General features: G+C 33.5%; 12 protein-coding genes and 2 pseudogenes. 11 read left to right on the top strand and 3 right to left on the bottom strand.

What is annotated here, in order from left to right; all coding sequences use genetic code 11:
• Nucleotides 1-53: 53 nt before the first annotated feature.
• Nucleotides 54-587, top strand: coding sequence for a TetR/AcrR family transcriptional regulator (locus tag JFU18_RS02775; protein ID WP_201033822.1), 534 nt, complete (start codon nt 54-56; stop codon nt 585-587).
• Nucleotides 588-745: 158 nt separating this feature from the next.
• Entirely contained in the window at nt 746-1,168 is a 423-nt protein-coding gene (locus JFU18_RS02770) for a DUF3995 domain-containing protein (RefSeq protein ID WP_201031061.1), read from the top strand.
• Between the two features lie 340 nt (nt 1,169-1,508).
• Here the strand turns inward: JFU18_RS02770 and pdxR are convergent, their stop codons facing one another.
• Nucleotides 1,509-2,948, bottom strand: coding sequence for a MocR-like pyridoxine biosynthesis transcription factor PdxR (pdxR, locus tag JFU18_RS02765; protein ID WP_201050230.1), 1,440 nt, complete (start codon nt 2,946-2,948; stop codon nt 1,509-1,511).
• A 148-nt stretch (nt 2,949-3,096) separates the two neighbouring features.
• Between pdxR and JFU18_RS02760 the strand changes: the two genes are divergently transcribed.
• A complete protein-coding gene (locus JFU18_RS02760) occupies nt 3,097-4,014 on the top strand; it encodes a DMT family transporter (protein WP_201033823.1) in 918 nt (305 codons plus the stop codon).
• A 203-nt stretch (nt 4,015-4,217) separates the two neighbouring features.
• Here JFU18_RS02760 and JFU18_RS02755 read toward each other — a convergent pair whose 3' ends face one another.
• Nucleotides 4,218-4,661: a carboxymuconolactone decarboxylase family protein gene (locus tag JFU18_RS02755; RefSeq protein ID WP_201031064.1), complete on the bottom strand. Its 444-nt coding sequence runs from the start codon at nt 4,659-4,661 to the stop codon at nt 4,218-4,220.
• Between the two features lie 81 nt (nt 4,662-4,742).
• Nucleotides 4,743-6,047 (bottom strand): preprotein translocase subunit SecY, encoded by a 1,305-nt coding sequence (gene secY / locus JFU18_RS02750; RefSeq protein WP_201031065.1) that lies wholly within the window; start codon nt 6,045-6,047, stop codon nt 4,743-4,745.
• A 299-nt stretch (nt 6,048-6,346) separates the two neighbouring features.
• On the opposite strand from secY, the gene JFU18_RS02745 reads away from it, so the two are divergent.
• From JFU18_RS02745 to JFU18_RS02715, 8 genes and pseudogenes are all read left to right on the top strand, one after another.
• A complete protein-coding gene (locus JFU18_RS02745) occupies nt 6,347-6,499 on the top strand; it encodes a hypothetical protein (RefSeq protein ID WP_201033824.1) in 153 nt (50 codons plus the stop codon).
• Nucleotides 6,500-6,583: 84 nt separating this feature from the next.
• Nucleotides 6,584-7,099, top strand: coding sequence for a DinB family protein (locus JFU18_RS02740; RefSeq protein ID WP_201033825.1), 516 nt, complete (start codon nt 6,584-6,586; stop codon nt 7,097-7,099).
• A 555-nt stretch (nt 7,100-7,654) separates the two neighbouring features.
• Nucleotides 7,655-9,601 (top strand): bifunctional metallophosphatase/5'-nucleotidase, encoded by a 1,947-nt coding sequence (locus JFU18_RS02735; protein WP_201033826.1) that lies wholly within the window; start codon nt 7,655-7,657, stop codon nt 9,599-9,601.
• A gap of 686 nt (nt 9,602-10,287) precedes the next feature.
• Nucleotides 10,288-11,991, top strand: coding sequence for a M4 family metallopeptidase (locus tag JFU18_RS02730; RefSeq protein ID WP_137058248.1), 1,704 nt, complete (start codon nt 10,288-10,290; stop codon nt 11,989-11,991).
• A 481-nt stretch (nt 11,992-12,472) separates the two neighbouring features.
• A complete protein-coding gene (gene pulA, locus JFU18_RS02725) occupies nt 12,473-15,043 on the top strand; it encodes a type I pullulanase (protein WP_201033827.1) in 2,571 nt (856 codons plus the stop codon).
• A 266-nt stretch (nt 15,044-15,309) separates the two neighbouring features.
• Nucleotides 15,310-15,387 (top strand): annotated as a pseudogene (locus JFU18_RS30625) (DM13 domain-containing protein); the annotation flags it as partial.
• Nucleotides 15,388-15,914: 527 nt separating this feature from the next.
• Nucleotides 15,915-16,893: pseudogene (locus tag JFU18_RS02720) on the top strand (SagB/ThcOx family dehydrogenase).
• Nucleotides 16,894-16,925: 32 nt separating this feature from the next.
• On the top strand, nt 16,926-23,936 hold the full coding sequence (locus JFU18_RS02715; RefSeq protein ID WP_201050229.1) for a non-ribosomal peptide synthetase: 7,011 nt from the start codon (nt 16,926-16,928) through the stop codon (nt 23,934-23,936).
• Nucleotides 23,937-23,969 lie beyond the last annotated feature (33 nt).

The following is a 23,969-nucleotide window of genomic DNA, read 5'->3' as shown; positions in this document are numbered from 1 at the left end:
TAGTAGTAATCTAACGTAAAACATACGCTACCGTATTTTATTGGGGAGATAATATGCAATTAACGAGAGAAGACTGGATAAAAGTAGGATTACAACAATTAGCTAATGAAGGTATACATAAAGTTCGCATTGAAGCACTTGCTCGATTGCTAAAAATAAGCAAAGGAAGCTTCTATCACTATTTTCGTGACCATCAAGAGCTTTTAGATTCTATGCTCGACTTTTGGGAAGTACATGCAACAAAGCTGATTGTTCAAAATATGGAGCAACAGGACGCCTCTTTAGAACAGCTATTACAGATTAGTTTTAATCGAGATAAAAAAATTGAGAATGGTATTTATGCTTGGGCTAAATATGATCCTGTTGTGGCAACACGTTTAGTAGATATAGAAGAACAAAGAATTTCTTGTGTTGCAAAATTGTATCAAAAAATGGGCGTAGACGAAACTGAATCAATTGATCGAGCGAGACTTGCCTATTTAACGTATGTAGGATGGATGACAAGGTTTGAAGCAAATCCTAATTTTGATATTGATAAAATGGTTGAGCTTTTAACTTCTTTCAGCGGGTGTCCAAACATCCACTGAAAAAAGTAAAGCCTCCGGACGCAATTATGCTGAGGCATAATTGATTATTCGATAATAAATGTCCCTAATATGGTTATAAAACCTGAAGGGACAAAATTTTCACTATAACATACGGTAGTGTATGTTATCTTTGAAGTTACGAAATTGGGGGCGAATAAATGAAATTACTATTAATAGTAGTAGCTGTGGGGCTTCTGTGGTTTATCAGTTTTTTGCATATTTATTGGGCTTTTGGAGGTCGATGGGGTTCTGCTGCTGTTATCCCAGTAAAAGAGGGAGAACATAAGCCTGCTTTTACTCCGAGAATATGGGGAACATTATTCGTAGCCATTCTTATTCTATTAGCTAGTGTCATTATTGTTGTTCAATTAGGTTATTTGCAGGGGTTCGAAGCAAATAGTTTATCTAAAATCGGAAGTATTGTCTGTGCTTTAGTTTTCATTGTTAGGGCAATTGGTGATTTTAAGTTTGTTGGATTTTTCAAAAAAATTAAACATTCTCAGTTTGCTAGATATGACACTTGGTTCTATAGTCCATTATGTTTATTCTTTGGTTTTGTCTATATCATGTTGTTGTTTTAATAAGTATAATGAATTCCCTATAAAATAAATTTCATGCAGGAAGAAAACACCTCTTATTGAACAAGTAGCAATAAAAAGAAGTTTGAGCATAGCAATAGAGCAATACAGGTTCTGTTGACAGCGAAGTCCACTATGATTAGTCATTTGTGTTTAAAAAGAGGATAGATAGGGCGAATTTATTCAAGCTCTTCTATCCTTTTAATTTTTATACATATAATGTATGACATTAGATAAGAATTCACTATTAATAATAGGTTCAGCTTATATCTTGACTTTTAATAAAATTTTAAAGTGTTGGTTTTTTATTGTGTGAATAGGAGGTTAGTTGTTGTTTTGGAGTTTACATGAATGATTTAAACTTGGCAATTGTATCATGTAATCTTTCTAATCCAATCAACATATCTTTTTCATTTAACATTGAATAACTAATTCGCAAATGATTATATTGAGTTTCATGGCTTAACAGACAAGCTGTGCCGGGTAAAAAAGAAACATCAACTTCATTCGCTTTTTGTAATAATGTAAAAGGATCGATTGACTGAGGGAGTGTAACCCATAAGTTAAATCCTCCATTAGGTATTTCAAATTCTAATTCTTTTAATGGAGATAATATATCAATTGTTAAATCGCGTCTAATTTGTAAAGCAGTCCGTAATTTTTCTAAATGATTTTTCATTCGTTCCGCTCGTAAAAAAGGAAGTAGTGCTTTTTGTGTCAATAAGGGACTACCAATATCCATCGAAGCCTTCACGGCGTATAACCATTCAAAGATATGTCCTTCAGCTGCAAGTGCCGCGATGCGAAGACCTGGTGCCAACGTTTTACTAAATCCTTTTAAATATATAACATGACCATTTGTATCAAAGCTTTTTATTGGAGGAGGAATTTTAAAATCCTCAAAATATATCTCTCCGAAAGAATCATCCTCTAAAATGAAAAATTGATAAAGCTCTGCTAGTTCTACAAGTTCCATTCTCCTTTCTTTACTCATTACTGTGCCCGTTGGATTCTGAAAAGTAGGATTCACATATAACAAAACAGGATTCTTTCTTTGACAAATATCATCGATTAAATCTGAGCGAATGCCGTTGTTATCAAGACTAACAGGGATAATTTGAACTCCTTTATTAACAAATACATCAAGCGCCGCTCCATAACACGGACTTTCTACTAACACTATGTCTCCAGGCTTTAATAATGTTTGGGCGATTAAATCGATTCCTTGCTGGGCACCACTTGTAATTAATAATTGAGATGGATCTGTAACTAATTGTTGGTGTTCTTTTAAGTAGTTTGTTATTTCCACTCTAAGTTCTTTATCGCCTTGAACAGGTCCGTAAGTTGCTAGTATCATTTGATCTTTATTAAGTAATTTGTGCATTTCATCTGAAAGAAACGGATTTGGTAATAAACGCGGATAAAGGACCGCCTGTGAAAAATCGAAATATTTACGGTGTTGGTTCATCACATATTGAGAACGCATAACATTAATGGATTTCGTTTGTTGCCATTGATATGGAATTGGTTTGAAATCTTTATTCACACGTTTATGTATATAGGCACCTTTTCCTTGTTCAATTCGTATATAACCTTTCGTTTCTAACTGTTTATAAGCTTTACGAACAGTTAATAAACTAATTTGCAAATCATCGGCCATAGAACGTAAAGAAGGGAGGTAATCGCCATGTGAAAGCATCCCGCTTTGAATTCTCTCAACAATTTGCATATATATTTGTTGGTAATATGGTATGTTGGATTCTTTACGTAGTACTATCTTCATAGAATCACCTGTTTTTCTTTTTAATTTAATTAAAGCGAAAAACATCCTGACAATCAACTATATTTTTATTCAACTGTTATATGCGTGGATACACTGTTATACACCATATCCTCTATACTCATTTCAAGAGTAAAAAGGAGGAAGGAAAATGGTCATTTTAAATTATATTTTAGTATGTATTATTTTTGGAACGACATTTTTAACGATAAAAATTGGAATAGAAGCGGGGGCACCACCATTATTTTCAGCTGGAATTCGTTTCTTTTTGGCGGGCCTTATTCTCATTGTTATTTTTAAATTAAAGCGAAAGGATATTATGCCTTACTTATTATCGAAACGTATTATATATGCTGGTTTTTGTTTAACATTTATGACATTCGCGACCCTTTACTGGGCTGAACAATATATTTCTTCTGGATTAGCTGCAGTTCTATCTGCTACGGGTCCAATGATGATCTTGCTATTACAATCAAAGAGAAATAAAACAAAATTGCAAAAAGAACAACTTGTCGCTTTAGTTATAGCACTCCTTGGTGTTTTTTGCATTTCTGTACCTGGAATGCATCAAGAACTTACATTCATATGGAGTATCGCTTGCCTTGTTATATTAGTAGGAGAGTTGTTTTATGGAATAGGTTCTATTCGTTCTAAAGAGATACTTTCAGATTTACCTAACGTATCACCATTTCTCATTAACGGCATTCAAATGTTTTATGGAGGAGTTTTGTTGTTAATTGTATCTATCGTAATGGAACAGCCTAATCTAATAATCTTAACATCTTGGAATGTACAATGGCCAATTTTATATCTCATATTTGTAGGATCTATCGGTGGACACGGTTTATATTACTGGCTTTTATCAAAAACAAATCCTGTATTTCCATCAACGTGGTTATATGTATCTCCGTTAATTGCTGTTATTGTAGGTTATTTTGTATTAGGAGAACCATTAAATCCTGCAATGGGAATTGGAGCTTGTTTAATCTTGATTGGTGTATTTTTAGCGAATCGTTCTACACTTGGAGTTTATTTTAAGCAAGGAAGGTTGTTAAAAAAAGAGATGTAGTTAAAGTTTAATGATGTGGAAAACTGAGGGAAACGTATTCGAAATTTAGAAGGAAAAATAGTTAATTTGAAGAAAATGATTAACAGATTAGAGATAGTAAAATCAAAAACACAGTTGGAGAAATAACCAACTGTGTTTTTATATAGGGTGTATTTTATTTTACACTTAACTAAATCGGTCGCATATTGTTTGGTGGATGAGTGTTATTTTTTTATTACGGTATTGCCCATCGCGATAGAAATTCGATTCCAACTGTTTATTTGATTAATGATTAACACAAGGTCAACATATTGTTTTTCGTCAAAGTGCTCACGTACTCGGCTGTATAGATTTTCAGGAACTCCTTTAGTAGGAATGAGAGTAATATGCTCCGATAGTTCCAAAACAACTTTTTCTTCAGGAGTATAAAAATCACAATCATCCCAAGCATTTAAGCAATAAATTCTTTGCTCGGTTTCACCCAATTTTCGGGCGTCAGAAGTATGCATATCGATACAATAAGCACAGCCGTTAATTTGAGAGACTCTAATTTTTATAAGCTCTCTAACAGCTCGATTAATTGAAGATTTCTTCGTGTATTTCTCCATATCCATCATAATTTTCATACCATCAGGCGAAATATCATAATAAGACATTCTTTGACTCATAAGACAAAACCTCCGTTATTATAAGTTTTTATAATAAAAACACACTAGGTCGCTATTGTGACTTCTAGTGTGTTTTTGTAATTAATTCACTTTTTTTATAAAACCTTTATAATGACGCTTCACAAGTTGACTTTCTAACGTCTTCATCGTTTCTAATGCAACACCTACGATGATTAGTAAACTTGTACCACCGATTTGAGCAGATGGTGGTAATGTAGCGATTTTTGTAAATACAAGTGGTAATATTGAAATTGCTCCTAAGAAAATCGCACCGATAAATGTTAAACGGTATAAAATTTTTGTTACATACTGTTCTGTAGATTTACCTGGGCGAATACCCGGGACATATCCGTTTTGCTTTTTCAAATTCTCAGCCATTTGTTCAGGATTTACTTGAATAAACGCGTAGAAATATGTGAAGGCAACGATAAGACCCACATAAAGCGCCATTCCAAACGGATGTGCAAAATCAAGATTCGCAATTATCCATTTAGATACGCTTGAATCAGGGAAGAGCTGCGCAATTGTACGCGGCGTCATTAAAAAGGCTGAAGCAAAGATAACAGGAATTACACCTGCACTATTTACTTTAAGAGGTAAATGAGTATTTTTTGCTCCTTGATATTGATTGTTTCCTGAAACAGCTTTTGCATATTGAATCGGTATTTTTCGAACAGCTTGTTGAATGTAAATAACACCAACAACTATCGCTAAAATTACGAGTCCAATTAAAACCATTTTTATTATGTGCATAAATAACTGATCGCCTGCGTTTTGGAATTGTTGCAAATAAATTTGATTAGCGACATTTGGAATCGCCGCAACAAGTCCTGCGAAGATAATCATTGAGATTCCATTACCAACGCCATTAGCGGTAATTTGTTCACCTAACCAAAGTAAAAATGCAGTACCAGCAGTTAAAACTGTCGCAATAAATAAGTATGTAGTCCAGCTTTGATCTGTAATTAATTGTCCACCTGCTATATTATTAAAACCATAAGACATCCCAATGGATTGTATAAATGCGAGAATGATTGTAAAGTATCGAGTAAATTGAGCTGATTTCTTACGGCCCATTTCTCCTTGCTTTGCCCATTCTGTAAATTTAGGTACAACGTCCATTTGTAGTAATTGTACAATGATAGAAGCTGTAATATATGGTGTGATACCTACAGCAAAGATTGAGAAGTGTTGCAGTGCTCCTCCGCCAAATACGTTTAGCATACCTAAAACGTTTGCTTGATCTTGTACTTTTAAAACCTCTGCGTTAGTATGAGGAACTGGAATAAACGTGCCAATGCGAAAAACAATTAGCATCGCTAGTGTAAAAAGAATTTTGTTTCTTATCTCAGCTACTCTCATGAAATTTGAAATTGTACGAAACATTATGTCGCCTCCTATATTTTTATCAGTTCAAAACTGATTATTATATCCCGATGAAGTAACCACAAACCTCCTTCCGCATTAAATTCATTTGACAAATGGAATTTTATACATTTTGTAGTTTTCACGGATATAAAAATATAAGGTGTTATACAAGCGATTTATTGACTTTTCGTAATCATTCAATACCCATAATATAACTAATAAATTAACAAATGTACATACATAAGCATTAAAAATGAATGAATAGAGTGATTTTTTACATATATTTAATGCTAGATTGATAATTAGGAACGTTTTATGTGGTTATGTTGAAGGGATTCTGTGGAAAGTATTATGATGTAGCTGTAGCGCATAATAACCTCAAGGAAATCTTCAAGGATGTTGAGAGAACTCGTACGTTTCAGCATGAATTAGAGAACCTACTAAAGAAAGAAAAGATTGGATTGGAATAATAGTGAAGGAAAATCTTTTTTCCATAGAGAATATTTCTAGCGTAGGAATCTAAGTATGTAGGTTCTAATGAAAGGAGAATTCACATGAATACATTTGTAAATGACAAGTTTTATGAAACTAGAAATCAATTATTTGAGGAAATTACTTTGTTAAGTGATGCTCAATTTAATAGGAAACCAGATAAGGATAAATGGAGTATAGCACAAGTTTGTCATCACTTAGTTTTATTAGATGAGAGAGTTATAACAGTTATTTCATCGGGATTAAAAAAGGTGGATAGTATCTTAAATGAGCGTAAAGAAATTCACACTATTTTGTTAGATAGATCGATAAAATTTATAGCACCAGAAATGATTGAACCAAGTATAGAACCATTTGAAGTGCTGCAAATGGTTGATTTGTTAAACGACTCTAGAAAAGAATTGATGCGTTTTCTGAGTACAATAGAAGATGAATCTAAATTGGTAAAAAAATCAGTGATGCATCCAGCTCTTGGAGAATTATTTCTTGATCAGTGGATAGAATTAATCTATTTGCATGAACAGCGTCATATAGAACAAATCAAAGAGGTCAAATTGCTTTGTGAAGTTGAAAAGTAAAAATTATTATCTATTTATTGAGCGATTTAGGATAGCATCAAGGGTTTGAGTGATAAAATACAAGTCTTGATTAAAATTATGATGAATTTAGTTGAAAGCAACCAATAAGCAGAAGAAAATACGAAACTAGCAGATCTTTCTCTTGAATAGGAAACGAACATTCAAAAAAACTGAATCCGATTTGCTGTATAAGTGTAACCCCGTCTTAAATGAAGAGCGGGGTTATTATTTTTGGAAGTGATCTCAGCGTTTTCATTTAGAAGGAAATAAATTGGCAATGAAATCCGAAAATGAGTTATATGTCCAAAATTTTGAAAGTACATATACATCTACCGTTGGTTTAGTGCTCTTCACACGTTGGAGGAAGAAGTATTTTATTAGAAAACGATAAAATACTATTCTGTTAGGGGATATATGCATTTTATTCTCTATATTTTCACAGCAAAACCACCTCCAAAATTATCTTTTGTAGTTGAATTTCTCTGAATAATAAGTTACATTTTTAAAGTTCAAGCAACTTTATGACAGTACAAAAAGGGGAGAAATATTGTTATTATGCAAAAAATGAAATGGAAGAACTATGTATGCAATTTTATTATTCTTATGCTTCTTGTAACAGCAGTAACAGTCAAACCAGCTATTTCTAAGGCTGAGGAATCTAATGTTAATATTACATTGTTAGGTACTGCAGATATTCATGGTAGATTTATGCCTTGGGATTATGCGCTTGATGGAGCAAATATGAGTGGAAGTTTGACGCAGCTTTATACGGTTATAAAGAAGGTACGTCAAGAAAATCCAAATACCATATTAGTAGATGCCGGGGATACAATTCAAGGAAACTCAGTAGAATTATTCAACGATAAGCCACAATCGCCAATGATGGTAGCAATGAATACAATGGGATATGACGCCTGGGCATTTGGAAATCATGAATTCAACTTTGGATTAGATACATTGAAAAAAGTTAGTGAGCAATACAAGGGAAAGACGTTAGCAGGAAATATTTATAAGGAAAATGGAGAGCGTTTTCTTCCTGCATATACGATTGTTGAAAAAGGTGGAATTAAAGTCGGGATTATTGGTATGAATACACCAATGATTAGTGATTTTGAAAAAGGGACAGATCATTTGGATGGTTTAGTAGTGAAAAATCCAGTAGAAGAGACAAAAAAGGCTATTAAAGAATTAGAAGATAAAGTAGATGTAATGGTAGGGGTTATGCATATGGGACTAGAAAATGAGAATGGAATCCCAGGTTCTGGTGTTCAAGATATTGCGAATGCTTGTCCGGAACTAAGCGCTATTTTTGCGGCTCATATGCATAAACTTGTAAAAAAAGAAGTTGTAAATGGCGTAATTATTACAGAACCAGATAAATACGGAACGCATATTTCACGTATTGACCTTACTTTTACAAAGCAAGATGGGAAGCTTGTTTTAAAAGATAAAACAGCTACCGCTATACCTGTAAAAAATGCTGATGGAACTACAGTATTATCTGATTCTACACTTGAAGAAACACTAACACCTTTTCATGAGTATGCGAGAGGAGATGCAAATGTTGTAGTCGCCCAATTAAAGGGTAGAAACCTTGTTCCTGAAAATGAAATAAAGGGTATTCCAAGTGTGCAGATTCAAGAGACACCTTTATCAGATTTCTTTCATGAAGTCATGCTCCATTACAGTAAAGCGGATGTAGTAGCCCATCAAATTGATAATGATTATGCCCGCTTGGATATAGGGCCTATAAAGAAGAAAGATATTGCTTATAATTATCAATATGCTTTGGGAGAAATTACAGTATATAAGATAACTGGAAGAGATTTAAAAGACTATATGGAATGGGCAGCAGGATATTTTAACTCATCTCGTGCCGGAGATGTAACAGTTAGCTTTGATAAAAACCGTCGTGCGTCTAAATACAGTACGAACGATTTCTTCGGAGGCGTAAAATACGAAATTGACTTAACAAAACCATATGGTAGTAGAATTACAAATTTACGCTCTATTCGTACAAATAAACCAATCAAAATGAGCGATGTTATGACGCTAGGAATGAATGCGTATAGAATGGAGGCTCTTCAGGCAAAAGGGGGAGCTTTAGAGGGACGTAAATTTGAACAAACTTGGTCATCTAAACAAGAGAATGCATTCGGAGAAACAGGTGGAACCATTCGTAACCTTGCTATTACATATTTAAAAGAGGTAAAGAACGGTGTATACACGCCAAAAGTTATGCATAATTGGAAAATTACTGGTGTAGATACACATTCTTCAGAGCATAAGGCTGTAGTTGATCTTGTAAATAAAGGGATTTTAGAAATCCCAAAAACAGAAGATGGAAAATATACAAATATAGCATCTATAAATACTAAAGATTCAATTACAAAAGAAGAGATTGTAGCACTCTCACAAAAAGCTAATATTAATCCAAATCAGTTTAATCATGTAAAAAGAAAAGGTGAATTTTACAAAAAACTTAGTAGGATAATTAAATAAATATAAAAAAGATGGCTCTCGTGCAAAAAACCATTAAACTTGGACATACCATTATCCTAAAAAAGTTTGTGATCGGTATGGAAATATAGAGAATCATCGGTAAAAAATCCCCTGAATCGCTTTAAAAATTTAGGGGATTTTTCATTTGAATAATTATTGTTTCATTTCTCACTATGTATATTTATAATATGCTTTAAAAGAACATACCTTAAGTTAATAACATGCAATAGATATGTCCTTTTCTATATTTAAATGGGGAGACAAATTTATCTTTGAAAGATATTTTTGACAAGATAAAAAAGCCTGAAACTCATATAAGACTTCAGCAGTCTCAAAACGTTACAATCCATGCAGCTATAGAAATAAATAACAAAATTATATTGAAAAATCTAACTTGTATATGCGTTGCCTCACTAAAGTATTTATCTACTATTCTTAAAATAGTAAAGAGTGGTTTTTTATGTTGTTAATAAGATATAAGTGTACTTTGATTAGAATGAATATAGATAATTAACGACTAACCAATTGGATGAGCACCTAAAAGGGCTCATTTTTTATTTTATCGACCACATATATGTAATTTTGCATAATATTACATGAATTTTGTATTTTCTCTTTTTTTCGACATAAATAGACAGTATACTTTGTACAAGCTTTCTATTTCAAAAATTATACGAGGTGAAAAAATGAAAAACACAAAGACATTAACTAAAGTAGCATTAACAACAGGATTAGCTTTAACAGCTGTGGCACCATACGGAATAGGTCATGCAGAGGAAACAGATCAACTTCAAGTTCAAATTCAGGAGGACTCATTCCGTTCAGGTGAACTTACACAACCGTCACAAAAAACACCAGAGAATGTAGTAAAAGATGCTCTTAAGGAGAAAGCTGAACAAGCTCTTTCTCCAAATCAAGTCAATGGAGAAACAGGAGTAGATTATAAAGTTCTTCAAAAACGTGATTCATATGATGGGACTACACTCGTACGTATACAGCAAACATACGAAGGAAAAGAAGTATATGGCCATCAATTAACTGCACACGTAGATAATAAGGGTGTTATTAAAAGTGTTTCAGGCGATAGCGCGCAAAATTTAAAACAAGAAGAATTGAAAAAGCCTATTAATCTATCAAAAGATGAAGCGAAACAATATATTTATACGAAATACGGGAACGATATCAAGTTTATTTCTGAGCCAGAAGTTAAGGAAGTTATTTTTGTTGATGAAAATAATGGACAAGCTTCAAATGCATATCAAGTTACATTTGAAGCGGCAACACCAAACTATATTTCTGGAACTTATTTAGTAAATGCACAAAATGGTGATATGTTAAAAAATATGGTACAAGAATCTAACTTAAAAGCAAGTGAAAAACTAGTTGGAGCTTTAAAGGAAAGTAAAAAAAGTAGTCTTACATCATTAACTGGAACAGGAAAAGATGATTTAGGTATATCTCGTTCATTTGGTATTTCTAAACAAAGTAATGGCAAATATGCACTTGCTGATTATACAAGAGGGCAAGGAATTGAAACATATGATGTGAATTACAGAGATATTACTAAAGAAGAAAGCTATTATCCTGGTACACTAGCAACCAGCACTTCAACAACATTTAACGATCCAAAAGCAGTAAGTGCTCATTACTTAGCAACAAAGGTATTTGATTTTTATAAAGATAAATACAAGCGTAATAGTTTTGATAATAAGGGACAAAAGGTAGTTTCAGTTGTACATGCTTGGGATTCTGAAGATACGAACGATCCGAAAAATTGGCAAAATGCATTAAGTGCTAATAATGGAAGTATGCTTGTATATGGTGATCCTATTGTCAAGGCATATGACGTAGCTGGACATGAATTTACACATGCTGTTACTTCTAGCGAATCTAATCTTGAATATTACGGTGAATCTGGTGCAATTAATGAGGCGCTATCTGATATTATGGGAACATCTATTGAGAAATACGTAAATAATGGAAGCTTTAACTGGACAATGGGCGAACAAACTGGATCTGTTTTCCGTGATATGGAAAACCCAGCTTCTGTTCCATCTTCACTTGGAGTACCGTATCCAGATGATTACAGTGAATTTAACGATTTTAATGGATGGGATCAAGGTGGCGTTCATTTTAATTCAAGTATTATTAATAAAGTTGCGTATCTCATTGCAAAAGGCGGAACTCATAACGGAGTAACTGTTAAAGGAATTGGTGAAGATAAAATGTTTGATATTTTCTATTATGCAAATACAGATGAGTTAAACATGACATCTAATTTCAAAGAATTGAAATCAGCATGTATTCGAGTGGCAACTAATAAATATGGGGCGAATACAGCTGAAGTTCAAGCAGTGCAAAAAGCATTTGATGCAGCAAAAATTAAGTAAGTTAGAAATATAGTTTTCATTCATATATTAATACATTATGAAAATCAGCTAATGTCATTTTAAGGATATTAGCTGATTTTTTACGTAGCAATGTATTAGTGAAAATAAAATTACTAAGCAATAATCAGGCATCTATCTTCAATAAGTTACGACAAATATATAAGATTTCAAGGATATAAAAACAGAAAATTAATAATATATTGACCTTTTAATAGTAAGTGCTATAAAATGAAAGCGATAACAAACGATTGCTTTAAAATGATTTCCCTGATCTTTTAGTATTTACAGCTATATGAAGGAAAAAAATCTATTTTTTTAAGCATTAATGCAAACGTTTTCGTATTAAAAGATCATTGAAATACATACGTGAAAATAGTCAATATGGGGGTGAAGTAAAAGAGATTTCTACATTAATTTAAGCAGTGTAATTTAGTATGAGCATAATAAATAGCTCGTACTATTTAAAGAAAGGGTGTATGTGGTGCAAATGACAAAAATATTAATTAACAAATCATTTTTATTACTTGCCATAATCGTTATGTTATCATCTGTTTTCTCTTTTCAGAGTGTGAAGGCAGTTTCAAATTCGAAAACAACTGAAGTTATCATTCATTACAAAGAGAAATCTGGAAATACAAAAGACTGGAATCTTTGGGGATGGGGAGAAAATGCAAACGGTAAATCTTATGAATTTACTGGTGAAGATGAATTTGGAAAATACGCTAAGATAAAAATAGATGGTGACTATAATCGTGTAGGATTTATAGTTCGTACCAATGAATGGGAAAAAGATGGAGGTGATCACTGGGTTGAAAATATAAGGGATGGTCGTGCTGAAGTATGGATCCTTTCGGGTGATGAAAAAGTATATAACTCTAAGCCTTCTTCGGATCTCTCAATTCAAAAAGCTACTATTGATAGTTTTAATGAAATTACTGTAACGACTAATGTTCCGTTTAATAGTAAGGAGCAGAAAATTGAAATTGAAGGCGTTAAAATTAAGGGAATTAGTCCTTATGATAAAAATAGTGGAGATATTACTAATAAGGTTAAAATAATTACGGAACAGAAAATTGATTTAAAACAGACATACAAAGTTAAAATAGAAAACTTAGCTGATGCGAATACTGAAATCGGTAAAGTCATTCGTAGCGAGGAATTTGATAATTTATTTTATTATGGTGGTAATGATTTAGGGAATATATATACTCCGCAACATACAAAGTTCCGTTTATGGGCTCCTACTGCGAGTGAAGCGAAGTTAGTTACATATAAAAAATGGAGCGATAAAATAGGTACTGAAATAAACATGCAACAAGGTGAAAAGGGAACTTGGAAAACAGAACTTAAAGGGAACCAAAAAGGTCTTTTTTATACGTATAAGGTGAAAATTGGGGATAAGTGGACTGAAGCGGTTGATCCGTATGTGCGTGCTGCTTCTGTAAATGGAGATAAAGGTGCAGTTGTTGATTTAGAAGAAACAAATCCGAAAAAATGGAAAGCAAACAAAAAGCCAAAATTTAAAAATCCGGAAGATGCTATTATTTATGAATTGCATGTACGCGATCTTTCCATTCAACCTGAAAGTGGTATTAAGCAAAAAGGAAAATATTTAGGTGTAACAGAAAAAGGAACAAAAGGGCCTGAAGGTGTAAAAACAGGACTTGATCATATGAAAGATCTTGGTGTTACTCACGTTCAGTTTTTACCGATATTTGATTATGCTTCAGTAAATGAAGAGGCTTTAAATGAACCACAATATAACTGGGGATATGACCCGAAAAATTTCAACGTCCCAGAGGGCTCCTATTCTACAAATCCTTATGAGCCAACTGTTCGAATAACTGAATTAAAGCAAATGATTCAAACATTGCATGATAATAATCTTCGTGTTGTGATGGATGTAGTATATAACCATATGTATAATGCCGCTGAATCTAATTTTCATAAGTTAGTTCCTGGTTATTATTATCGTTACAATGAAGATGGAACATTTGCAAATGGAACTGGAGTAGGGAATGATACCGCTTCAGAACGAAAGATGATGAGAAAATTTATGGTAGATTCCGTCACATACTGGGCAAAAGAATACAATTTAGATGGGTTCCGTTTTGATTTAATGGGTATTCATGATTATGAAACGATGAATGAGATACGTAAAGCTGTTAATCAAATTGATCCTTCTATTATTCTGCATGGAGAAGGCTGGGATTTAAATACACCTCTTGCAGCTGAATTGAAAGCAAATCAAAAAAATGCGGAGAAAATGAAAGGGATTGCTCATTTTAACGATAATATTCGTGATGGATTGAAAGGTAGTGTATTTGAGGAGAAAGAAAATGGTTTTGTAAACGGAAAGCAAAACATGGAAGACCGTATTAAAAAAGGCATTATGGCAGGTATTGACTATGATACAAATTCGTCTACTTATCAAGATCCAGAGCAGGTGCTAACTTATGTGGAAGCACATGACAATCATACATTATGGGATAAACTTGAGTTGAGTAATCCAGGTGAAAGCGAAGAAGTGCGAAAACAAATGCACAAATTGTCTTCTTCGATTTTATTAACATCACAAGGTATTCCATTCTTACATGCAGGACAAGAGTTTATGCGCACAAAATATGGTGATCATAATAGTTACAAATCTCCTGATTCTATTAACCAGATGGATTGGTTACGCCGTGCAGCATTTAATAATGAAGTAGAGTATATGAAGGGCTTAATAGATTTACGCAAAAAATACCCAGCTTTTCGTATGACTTCTGCAGAGCAAATTAAAAAGTATGTAGCTTTTATCGATGTTCCCAAAAATGTTGTAGCTTATACAATAGATGGAAAGGGAAGTGGGAATAAAAGAGAATACTTTATGGTGGCTCACAATGCAAATAGGGAAGCCGTTGACATAACACTTCCATCGAAAGGTCCATGGAAAGTGCTAGTAAACGAGAATCAGGCGGGAAGTAAAACACTTTACGTTGTCCATGACAATAAAATTAAAGTTCCTGCATTAAGTTCACTAGTTTTAAAAACAGAGAAACCGATTAAATAAAAGCAAATAATGTGAAAGTATATACTGAATTAAGCAAATTGAATAGGGATTGCAAATGAAAAAAGCGAAGTGAAGGTTGCTTTCACTTCGCTTTTAAAGTTAAAGTAATATAATTTCACATACTGTAATTATATTACAATTTAATAACGAAAATAGACAAGAGATTATTGCTATTGTAACAGTAGGAGGAGAAGATATCTTTGTATTTATTTATAAAATTATCTGAAGCACATTCTTAATTTATATAATTTTTATTATATATTCGAACATCTAACGGGCTAGATGTTCGAGTTGTATTAATTCCTACAAATCGTTTAAAAAATAGCAAAGATGCAAAAGTATATGGAATTAAAATAGAGAAAAGACACCTTAAATGGTGTCTTTTCTCTATTTTAAATACGATATGTTAGTAACTCACTTGTATGTAATAGTATGTGCATTTTCACACTAACTTCTAAAGAAAAATTTCAAATTCTTTTCTTAATCTATTTGTAATAAATCTCATTAGAAAATTTTATCGCTATAACAAATAAAACTTTCTCAATATTATTTTGTTTAATAACTATTTCCATCTGCTTTCCAATCCATTACAATAATTTCACATTGGAAATACATGAAAATTCTCAATGTTCTAAATGGTTTATACCTTATAGGATTACTATGGGAAAGGATCTGAAATGTCTAATAAAAAATCATTTTTTATGATGAAATAAAAAAATTTAATGAAGAAAAAGTTATTTTATTATTCTCAAGCTTCGTTGAAGTACATGTATTTATAATCACTATGAGGCAAGGGGCAGAATCTAAAGATTATTTTTGTAGATTAGAAAATTGTATTTTGAAAATAAGTAAAACATTTATGGAGGGTTATATGAGCGAGCAAATTTATTACTGGTCTCCTATTAAGCATTGGGAGAAGTTGCATAATGAAATTTTGATAGGAGAAACAAGATTTGCAGGCGTTCTGTCTGAATGGTTTCCTGAGTTTTATTTTTTGACTCAAAAAGGTGTGAAAATTAGTGAACTAGTGGAGCACTTTTCGTTAGGAAATGTAGAAGAGACACAAAAAACAGTAGAGCTTATGATAAAAAATCGTGTGTTAGTAAGTAACATATTACCCCCAAGAGAAGTATTTTCCACACAAGAAAAGATTTTTCCGAATCCATATAGCAACCAGATTCGCTTTTCTAAAGAAGATTTAGATAAGTATATGAGTGAACAATTGAATCGAACACACCATGCTGTGCGGTCAACCGAAATTCAACTTGAAACAACAAATGAGTTACCAACTATAATCAAGGAACGTAGGTCTTGTCGCCAATTTGATATGAAAAAACATATTAGTTTTTTAGAATTTTCCCAATTCATATCAACTCTAAAACAGGTTAGGAAAGAAAATATATACTATCATTACGCAAGTGCAGGCGGACTCTACCCTATTGATATCTTTATTTATATAAAACCAAAACGTATAGAAGGTATGAAAGTCTGGGTTTTATTATTATAACCCATCAAAAAACTGTCTTGTTATTGTAAATAATATTGATCAAGTAATCAAAAGTGATCATGAGTCAATTAACCAAGATTTATTTACTCAGTCTGCCTTTTCAGTTTATTTGGTTTATAATGCGAACGCTTCCATCCCGAAATACGGTTCAGATGGATATTTATTTGCTTGTATTGAGTCTGGTATTATCACTGCTACCTTAAATATGGTGGCTGAGACATTGAATTTAGGTGTTTGTTCAGTTGGTCATATGAAATTTGAAGAAATTCAGCAATTTTTATGTTTGGATAACCATCAAGTATTTCTCCATGGGCTTGAAGTTGGCTTGAAAATCAACGAATAGATGAAATGAATATTAGGGGGATAAAGATAAAAATGCACATTAAAGATCGAAGTTCGATTCATGAAAATAAAGGGGTAGAGGCGTTTTGGAAAGAGCAGTTATCTTCCGAGGTTCTCGATTTTTCTGTATTTAATAGCGGTTACCAACTAAATAAAGAAAATCCTTGCGAGCACGTTCAAGTCATAATGAATGTAGAGTTTAGTAAAAGTATACAAAAAGTAATTAAGTCTCAAGATTTATTATTATTTAGCCGGTTACAGGCCGCGTTAAGGATTTGTTTGGCACACTATACAGATCAAGAAAGGATTACTATTGGTATTCCTGTAATTGAAAAGAATATTGAACAAAGCGAGAATCTTAATAAGTTGATTCCTTTAGGAAGTGAAATCCATCCGCATCACAGCTTTAAACAAGTAGTAAATCAGATTGAACAAACGACTTTATTCGGGTATGACAATCAGAGTTATCCACTCTCTGAATTATTAGCGAAACACCATTTAACTCCTTTTCAAATTGTTATTGGGATGGAAGGATTACATAATAAAAATTTGATAGAAGAATATGCAGAGAATAATTTAGCCATCTGGATACAAAGAAAATGGAATGAAATACATAATGAATTTGAAATTCAAATTTCTTTCAAGTCTCATTCATTCTCTTCTTTGCAACAGTTTGCAAATTCATATCTTTATGTTTTAAAGCAAGTGTCAACAAATTCGAATTTGGCTGTGAAAGATATTTGTATCATTTCAGAAGAAGAGAAAGAGTTGCTAGAAGAATTGAATCAAGGTCAGGCGGACATAGAATTGTCTCAATCATTTCAAGATTTGTTTGAGGAACAAGTGTTAAAAACCCCAGATCAAATTGCTGTTGTTTGTAATGATCAATCTTTGACATATAGAGAATTGAATAAGAAAGCAAATCAATTGGCCTCTATTCTTCAAAGTAAAGGTGTTTCGAAAGAAAGTATTATTGGGGTTATGGTAGATCGGTCATTGGAAATGATCATTGGCATGGTGGGGATTTTAAAAGCAGGAGCAGCGTATTTACCAATCGATCCTAACTATCCAAATGAACGAATTGAATATATGTTACAAGATAGTCAAGCAAAATGTTTACTGAGCAAGCGAACAGAGGTAGAATTACCGCAATTTGCTGGTGAAGTGTTGTATCTTGATGAGGGACATCTCTTCCAAGGTGAAGAAAGTAATTTAGTTCGAGAAAGTGATCCTAATGATTTGGCTTATGTTATTTACACATCAGGATCGACAGGAAATCCAAAAGGGGTAATGGTGGAACAGAAATCTCTTGTCCATTTTTTAAGTGTAATGAGAGAAAAAGTAAAAGATAATCAGTCATTCTTGTTTCTTGCTAGTGTATCTTTTGATATTTCCTTGTTAGAAATATGTCTTCCTTTAACGCAAGGTTCGAAAGTAGTCATTGCTACAGAGGACCAGTTTGCAACAAAAGAATTGGCTCATTTGGTCAAAGAACATAAGGTGGATTTATGGGAATCAACGCCATCGCGAATGGAAGTGATTTTGAGTGATCCAGAAGGGGCAAATTTTCTAAAAGATTTGAAATCTATTTTGTTAGCAGGAGAAGCATTTTCCATTGATTTGGTTGAAAAAATTCGATGCATCAGTGAAGCGACAATTTTAAATATTTATGGTCCTACAGAAACAACCATTTGTGCAACAGTAAAGGATTTGAGCTCTGCCAAAGAAGTTACGATTGGAAGTCCCAACCCGAATTATCATTCCTATATATTGAATAAGTATGGTCAATTAAAACCATTTGGAATTCCGGGTGAACTCTGCATTGGTGGCGTGGCGGTAGCACGAGGGTATCTTGGGAAATCTAAACTGACAGATGAAAAGTTTGTACCGAGTCCTTTTACGGCAGGAGAAATGATGTATCATACGGGTGATCTCGTTCGTTGGTTGCCTAATGGAGAACTTGAATATCTAGGTCGAATGGATCATCAAGTAAAAATTCGGGGATATCGGATTGAATTAAGAGAAATCGAAAGCCAGTTAAGGGAATATCCAGAAATAAACCAAGCTATCGTTGTTGATCAAGTATATGGAAATAGGAAATTATTAGCTGCCTACTATGTATCGGATAATAAGGTCTCTTTTGATGAAATCAGAAAATATTTAAGTGATAAATTACCTGAGTTTATGATTCCTGAAAAAATGATTCAGGTGGAAGAGATTCCGTTGAATCCAAATGGGAAAGTAGATAGGAAAAGGTTATTAGATATAACACAAACAGATTATGTATCAATTCCATACGTTGCCCCGCGCAATGAAATTGAACAAAAATTGGTGCATGCATGGGAAAAAGTTATGGAGATTGAGGGAATCGGTATTCATGATAATTTTTTTGCTTTAAAAGGAGAATCGATTAAAGCACTTCAGGTAATTAATTTATTAAGAAAAGACTGCTTAAAAATAAGTACAACAGATTTTTTTAAGCATCCCACGATTGCTCAACTTAGTACTTGTGTAAAGTTAGAGCATAAAACGGAAAACTTTGAAAATAGACCAACCCATGTTAAAGATTTGTCTAAGCCATTTCCCTTAACAGAGGTTCAGACAGCGTACATGTTAGGACGGAATTCACAGTTTGAATTAAGTGGTATTTCACCTCAAACTTATTTTGAATATGAAACAGAATTGAATATCAATCGTCTTTCAAAAAGTTTTCAAAAGGTAATTCAACGTCATCCGATGTTACGAGCTGTAATTTTACCAGAGGGAGAACAGCAAATATTACAAAGCGTTCCTGATTACGAGATTGAAATAGAGAGTCTTATAGATTTAGATGATGGGAAACAAAATGCTCGCTTGCAAGAAGAACGTTCTCGAATGACTAATCATGTGTTTCCTTTGGGGCAATGGCCTTTGTTTGAATTAAAAGCCTTTCTTTTAAAAGAAGATACGTATTTATTATGTTTTCGATACGATGCTTTATTAATGGACGGAGCAAGCATGAACATCGTTGGACATGATTTGTTTCATTATTATTATAAACCAGAGCAAAGATTAGAACCTCTATCTTTTGATTTTCAAGATTACATGTTTATCTATGATGAAATGGAACAAAGCTCCGAATATAAAACAGCAAAAGATTATTGGACAAGTAAGCTTCCTGACTTTCCGTTTGCGCCTTCTTTGCTGTTAAAAAAGGATCCGGTAGAGATTGCTACTCCTAAATTCCAATCACTTACTAAGATCCTGGACAATGAAAAATGGACAAAGCTACGAAAGTTAGCACAAGAGAAAGAAGTAACTCCTTCGGCTCTACTTTGTACAATATATGGTGATGTGTTGGCATATTGGAGTAATCAGCGTCGATTGGCAATTAATTTGACTGTATTTAACCGTAATCCTGTTCATGAAGAAGTAGAGCAAATTGTAGGAGATTTCACTTCACTCATCTTGTTGGATGTTGATGTGAATCCAGATCAATCTTTCTTTACTAGAGTAAAAGAAACGCAATCTACTTTATTAGATGGCCTTGAACATCGTCATTACGATGGAGTTAATTTTATTCGAGATTTTACTCGATATCATCAAATGACGCCAAAAGCAGTTATGCCAATTGTTTTCACCTCGATGCTAGCAGGTGCGGGGGCTTTTGCTTGGGAACAGCTTGGTTCACTTCGCCATATTCATGCTCGGACGCCACAAGTGTATTTGGATAATGTGGTAATTGAAAAAAATGGAGAGTTATTAATTAGCTGGAACTATGTTGAAGAATTGTTTGATGTTGATGTGATAGAAGCAATGTTTTCCCAATTTGTTGACTTATTGGAACAACTGGTGAAAAAAAGCGACGTAACCTCTTTGCAGATGAAAGAATCGGATCAAACTTTAATTGAGCTATACAATGAGACAACAGAAAAAATACTTTCAACTACTCTGTATCAATTATTTACAGACCAAGTAAAACGTACACGGGATGAAGTAGCAGTGGTTTTTGAAAAAGATTGGTTAACATACTCAGAGCTTCATAAACGCTCCAATCAAGTTGCGCACTTCTTAAAAGAACAAGGAATCGGTCTAGGTGACAAAGTTGGCCTTTTAGCACAAAGACGAGTTGAGACCATTGCTAATATGATAGGTATTTTAAAAGCAGGTGCCGCATATGTTCCGATTGATCCCGATCATCCTTTAGATCGCCAAACATATATTTTAAAAAATAGCTCATGCAAACTTTTATTAGAACCTAGTCTTTATGAAGAAAACCATTTGTCATTATATACAACAGAAGATATGCCTGCTATTGCTGGTCCGGAAGATCTTGCCTATATTATCTACACTTCAGGAAGTACAGGAAAACCGAAAGGAGTAATTATTACTCACCAAGCGGTTACAAATACTATTCAAGATATTAATCAAAAATATCAGGTAAATGAAGATGATCGTATTATTGGTATTTCTTCCATGTGTTTTGACTTATCTGTATACGATATTTTCGGAACGTTAAGCACAGGTGCAATGTTGGTAATGATTCGTGACCCAAGAGACATGCAAGAATTAATCCGTACCGTCGAACGTAGAGGAATTACAATTTGGAATACAGTGCCTGCAATCATGGATTTGGCATTGGAGCAAGTAGGTTCTCATTTTGAACATTCTTCCTTGCGTTTAGTTTTACATAGTGGAGATTGGATTCCACTTTCTTTACCAGAAAAAATAAAACGACATTTCCCGATGGCAGAAGTAGTTTCACTAGGAGGAGCAACAGAAGCATCGATTTGGTCAATTTATTATCCGGTCAAACAGGTGGAATCACATTGGAAGAGTATTCCATACGGGATACCTTTGGCAAACCAAACGTATTATGTGTTGAACTATGAAAAGAAAATGTGCCCTGTTGGTGTAATTGGAGATTTATATATCGGGGGAGTGGGCCTTGCTAAAGGATATTTAAATGATGAACAGAAAACGAATGAAGCGTTTGTGTCACATCCGGACTTTGGCCTTATTTACAAGACAGGAGACTGTGGCAAAATGCATCCTGAGGGATATATTGAATTTTTAGGCCGCCAAGATTATCAAGTCAAAATTCAAGGATATCGAGTAGAGTTAGAAGAAATCTCCCATTGTCTTCTCACTTACAAACAAGTCGAACACGCTGTTGTGATTGATCAGACAGATGAGAATGGTATAAGATTTTTAGTCGCATATGTGGTAACTGAGCAAAATATTAGTACAACAGAACTACGAAAGCATTTGCGAGACCACTTGCCAGATTACATGATTCCTTCTTATTTTGTTTATTTGGAACAATTGCCTTTGACTCCAAACGGGAAATTAGATAGAAAAGCGCTCCCTGCTCCAGAGAAACAAAAAAATGAAATATTTATTGCTCCAAAAACTGAAATGGAAAAAATATTAACTAGTGTTTGGCAAGAAGTACTCAAAGTAGATCGGGTTGGAGTAAATGATCATTTCTTTGCCTTAGGTGGAGATTCGATAAAAGCGATTCAAGTTTCCGTCAGACTGTATAGACAAGGATTTGAGCTAGAGCCAAAAAATCTATTTTCATTTCCTATATTAGGAGACATGGTTCAATTTGTTAAAAAGCTACACCATTTTTCAAATTCGCAAACAAGTGATGTAAACAAAATGAACGATAATAAAGTTACAGTACTAAATGTTAAAGATAAACAACTTAATCAACATACACTTACCAAAATACAAGAAAAAATGCCGGATATAAAAATAGAACGTATTTACCCATTGGCACCTTTCCAGGAAGTTATTTATGAACATGCTGCGACTGAACCTGATACAAATGCATATTTTGAACAAATAATTTGGGCACTTGAGGGGGAGCTGGATATTAATCTCTTTATTCAGTGTTTCCAACAATTAGTTGATCGCCATGATTCTTTAAGAACGATAATAGTGCAAGATGAACAAGCAAAACCTTGGCAAGCTGTTATACATGATGTTCAAATGATTTCAGAGATAAAAAACTTGATTGAGATGACGAAACAAGAACAGCAAAAATTCCTAGACCAATGGATGAATGAAAATTTAAGTCAAGGATTCAAAAATGATGAACTTATGAACCGCCTCTGTATATTCCAACTAGGTAATAATGAGCATAAGGTGGTTTGGAGTTCCCATCATCTATTATGTGATGGTTGGAGCGTCAGCATTTTGATAGACGAATTATTCCAGCTCTATGAAACAATAAATGCGGGAACTACGGCAGAGTTACCTATGGTGAAACCTTTTGAGACATTCATAGATTGGACTGTAGCACGAGATCATGAGAAAGCACGTCATTTTTGGCGGGATTATTTATCAGGATACAATCGGAAAATTAGTATTCCTAAAAAGAAAGTACCAACTCAAAGTGAAGGGTTAAATTTCACATTTATGGATTTAACATTAGATAAGGATTTGACTAATCAGTTACAGACATTTGTAACTAAAAACAATATAACTATGAATTCGGCATTACTAGCTGTATGGGGAATATTGCTTGGCAAATACAACGGAATAAGAGAAGTAGTATTACCTAATCTAGTATCAGTCAGACCTCCCGAAGTAGAAGGGATTGAAAATATGTTCGGTCTGTTCACAAATGTTTTGCCTATCCGACTAGCATGGACAGAAACGCAATCTTTTGTGGACTTCCTGCAAAAAGTACAACTAGAAACATTGAAATGTAATGAGTATGCATACTATTCATTTGTTGATATACAAAAACAAAGTGAATTAAAAACTGAGTTGACTGACCATCTTTGGGTTTTTGAAAACTATCCGACTAACTCAGCTATCTTTTCTTCAAATGAAAACAGAACTTTTGCCATCACAGATTACGAAGTTGTGGATGAGCCTCATGTAAAGTATGGAATTATGTGCTTCCCTGAAGAGAAACTTACAATAAAGTTTGGATATGATCAAACCGTATATGAAGCGGAGAAAATACAGGAAATATTGAGTCACATCCATCAGTTAATCAACATGATTCTTCAAAATCCAATACAGGCAATCGGTGATTACAAATTATAAAAAATGAAAAGGCGAGCAAGAACTCGCCTTTTT

Origin of the sequence: Bacillus sp. TH22 (assembly GCF_016651015.1) — a bacterium.
GTDB lineage: Bacteria > Bacillota > Bacilli > Bacillales > Bacillaceae_G > Bacillus_A > Bacillus_A mycoides.
This window is presented reverse-complemented; position numbering and strand designations above follow the sequence as displayed.

Coding starts and splice junctions, on each gene's coding strand:
- JFU18_RS02755 (WP_201031064.1), bottom strand. CDS start 4,661: ATGAGTCAAAGAATGTCTTATTATGATATTTCGCCTGATGGTATGAAA.
- pdxR (WP_201050230.1), bottom strand. CDS start 2,948: ATGAAGATAGTACTACGTAAAGAATCCAACATACCATATTACCAACAA.
- JFU18_RS02770 (WP_201031061.1), top strand. CDS start 746: ATGAAATTACTATTAATAGTAGTAGCTGTGGGGCTTCTGTGGTTTATC.
- secY (WP_201031065.1), bottom strand. CDS start 6,047: ATGTTTCGTACAATTTCAAATTTCATGAGAGTAGCTGAGATAAGAAAC.
- JFU18_RS02740 (WP_201033825.1), top strand. CDS start 6,584: ATGAATACATTTGTAAATGACAAGTTTTATGAAACTAGAAATCAATTA.
- JFU18_RS02735 (WP_201033826.1), top strand. CDS start 7,655: ATGCAAAAAATGAAATGGAAGAACTATGTATGCAATTTTATTATTCTT.
- JFU18_RS02775 (WP_201033822.1), top strand. CDS start 54: ATGCAATTAACGAGAGAAGACTGGATAAAAGTAGGATTACAACAATTA.
- JFU18_RS02760 (WP_201033823.1), top strand. CDS start 3,097: ATGGTCATTTTAAATTATATTTTAGTATGTATTATTTTTGGAACGACA.
- JFU18_RS02730 (WP_137058248.1), top strand. CDS start 10,288: ATGAAAAACACAAAGACATTAACTAAAGTAGCATTAACAACAGGATTA.
- JFU18_RS02715 (WP_201050229.1), top strand. CDS start 16,926: ATGCACATTAAAGATCGAAGTTCGATTCATGAAAATAAAGGGGTAGAG.